Source organism: bacterium (assembly GCA_035549195.1).
In the GTDB taxonomy this organism is placed as follows: Bacteria; Oederibacteriota; Muellerivitia; order Muellerivitales; family Muellerivitaceae; genus DASZRK01.
Map to the genome: position 1 here is coordinate 1 of DASZRK010000079.1, position 2,308 is coordinate 2,308.

General features: G+C 60.5%; 3 protein-coding genes. All 3 read left to right on the forward strand.

Annotation, left to right across the window (positions count from 1 at the left end; translation table 11 throughout):
- Positions 1–811, forward strand: an 811-nt coding sequence (locus VHE12_13880; GenBank protein ID HVZ81872.1) for a TraM recognition domain-containing protein, incomplete at its 5' end; no start/stop codon positions are given.
- A gap of 223 nt (positions 812–1,034) precedes the next feature.
- Positions 1,035–1,205 (forward strand): helix-turn-helix domain-containing protein, encoded by a 171-nt coding sequence (locus VHE12_13885; protein ID HVZ81873.1) that lies wholly within the window; start codon positions 1,035–1,037, stop codon positions 1,203–1,205.
- A gap of 82 nt (positions 1,206–1,287) precedes the next feature.
- On the forward strand, positions 1,288–2,308 hold a 1,021-nt coding region (locus tag VHE12_13890; protein HVZ81874.1), incomplete at its 3' end, for a site-specific integrase.

Genomic DNA, 2,308 nt, shown 5'->3' on the forward strand with positions numbered 1-2,308 from the left:
ATTCGCCAAGCTCCTCAACACGACCGAGCCCGAGATCGACCTCAGGGACGTGGTCACCAAGGGGAGGATCGCCGTCTTTGGACTGGCAGCGGACATGTACCCTTCGGACTACAAGGTGCTGAGCACCATGATCCTGATGGACCTTCATTCCTGTCTCACAGCCCGCTATCAGTCGCGCTCCCACCGCGGGTTCTTCCTCTACCTGGACGAAGTCGCGGACCTAGTGTACCCAAGGTTCAGGGACCTGGTGGCCAAGGCGCGCGAAGCGAAGGTCGGGCTGATCTTCGCCCACCAGGCGCTTGGGGATCTGAGGGCGGTCTCGGAGGCTTTCATGGACAGCATCCTCGCCAGCTCCGCCAATAAGGCCATTTTCCGCCTGGGGACCTCCGACACCGCAGAGCAGTTTGCCAAGTTGATCGGCACCAAGACGGTGGTTGAGCGCAAGATCAACTACTCCCTCAAGCATGACAATGATCCCAAGGCAAAGGGATACACGGACCAGGAGTACGAGAAATTCCTGGTTCACCCGAACGAGCTTAGGAATTTGCCGGTGGGGGAGGCGGTCTTCATCGTCCAGCGCCGGGACGGGCGGCGCCTTTACAAGGCCCGGACCTTCAAGCGGGAGGACCTTCAGGCACTGGATGCCATGGTGGCCGAAGATTGGATGCTCCACCGGCGCCCGGAGAAGAAGTCCTACAAGCCCCTGGCGCTTGAGGCGCCGCCTTTCAGGCCTGCCGCGCCGATAGGGGAAAAGAAGAGCGCCTTGAGCGACGAGGTCATGTCGCTGGTTTCAGGAAAGTCGGTCCGTTAAGGTCCGCATTCCCCCAACTCGGAGGGCCCAGGACAGGAGGGACACGGAAAAGAAAGGGAAACACCATTGCCCAACCAAGGATGATTCACCAAGCCACCAGGCGACCGATTTCGACGCTCCAAGACAAATGCCGCGCCTGGGAAAAGAGAGGTCACCAATGAGCACAGGAAACCATGTCGAGAGCCAGGGCAGGTACAGCGGGCAGGAGAGGCGCAGGCAGGCGGTGCTTGAGCTCCTGACAGTCAAGGAAGTCGCGGATTTTTGCAGGGTGGGCGTGGCCACCGTGAAATACTGGATGGCCATGCGGAAATTGAAGGTCGTCAAGTTGGGCAAGCACCCCCTGGTGACGCGCGACGAATTGCTCAGGTTTGTCCAGTCGGCCCAAGTCCGCTGACCCCCATTCCGACCTATTTTCAGGTCCCAAGCACCCTGGCCTTCGCCTATAATGGCATTGCTGGGGGCGGAGGAGGTTTCCTATGGGAAGGCCCAACGCCCTTAAATTACCCAAATTTCTTCGCAGAAAGGAGGATGGCACCTACTACATCGACTGTTACGTGACCTTGGAGGACGGAACCAGGAAGCGCCGCATGGAGACCCTGGGAAAGATCCCCAAGGCCCTCGCCGAGAAAATCCACCTGCAAAAGATGGCGGAACTGGCCGAGGGAAGGTACTTCAAGCAAAGGGTCAGCTTCATCCAGGCGGCGGACAGCTTCATGGAATATTCCAGGAGCCGAAAGCGCACCTGGCAGTCCGACGAGCAGAAGATCGCCGTGATGAAGGCGCATTTCGGGAATATACCGCTTGATGTGCTCAACGCAGACCGTGTCGAGCGCTTCCTGAACAAGCTGCGCGAGAGCGGCTCGAAAGGCAAGCCCCTGAAGCTTGCCACCCTGAACCTCTACATCGCGTGCTTGAAGACCCTGGTCAACCGGGCCGTGAACAACAACCTCCTTGAGCGCAACCCGATCCGGGGACTGAAGCTGTTCAAGGCGAACAACGTCCGGGACAGGACGCTCAGCCAAGACGAGCACCGGCGCCTGCTTGAGGCCTGCTCGGAACACCTCCGGCCCATCTTCGTCCTGGCCTACGACACGGGGATGAGGCGGGGCGAAATCCTTGGGCTCCGCTGGGACCAGGTGGACTACGCCAAGGGCCGGATACGGCTGGAGGCGGCGGACACCAAGACCAACGAAGCCAGGGAGATCCCCCTGGACGCGTCGCTGATGGAGATGCTCAGGCGGCAGCCGGTGGCTTTTGGCAGCCCCTATGTGTTCTCCTTCAAGGGCCGCCCAGTGGCTGACGTCAAGACCGCCTTCAATGCGGCCTGCGCAAGGGCCGGGATCAAGGACTTCCGTTTCCACGATCTCAGGCACTGCGCGGTGACCAACATGCGCAAGGCGGGCGTGCCGGCCCACGTGATCATGAGCGTGAGCGGGCACAAGACCATGCACATGCTCCACCGCTACGACAAAGTGGACGCGCAGGACAGGCTGGCAG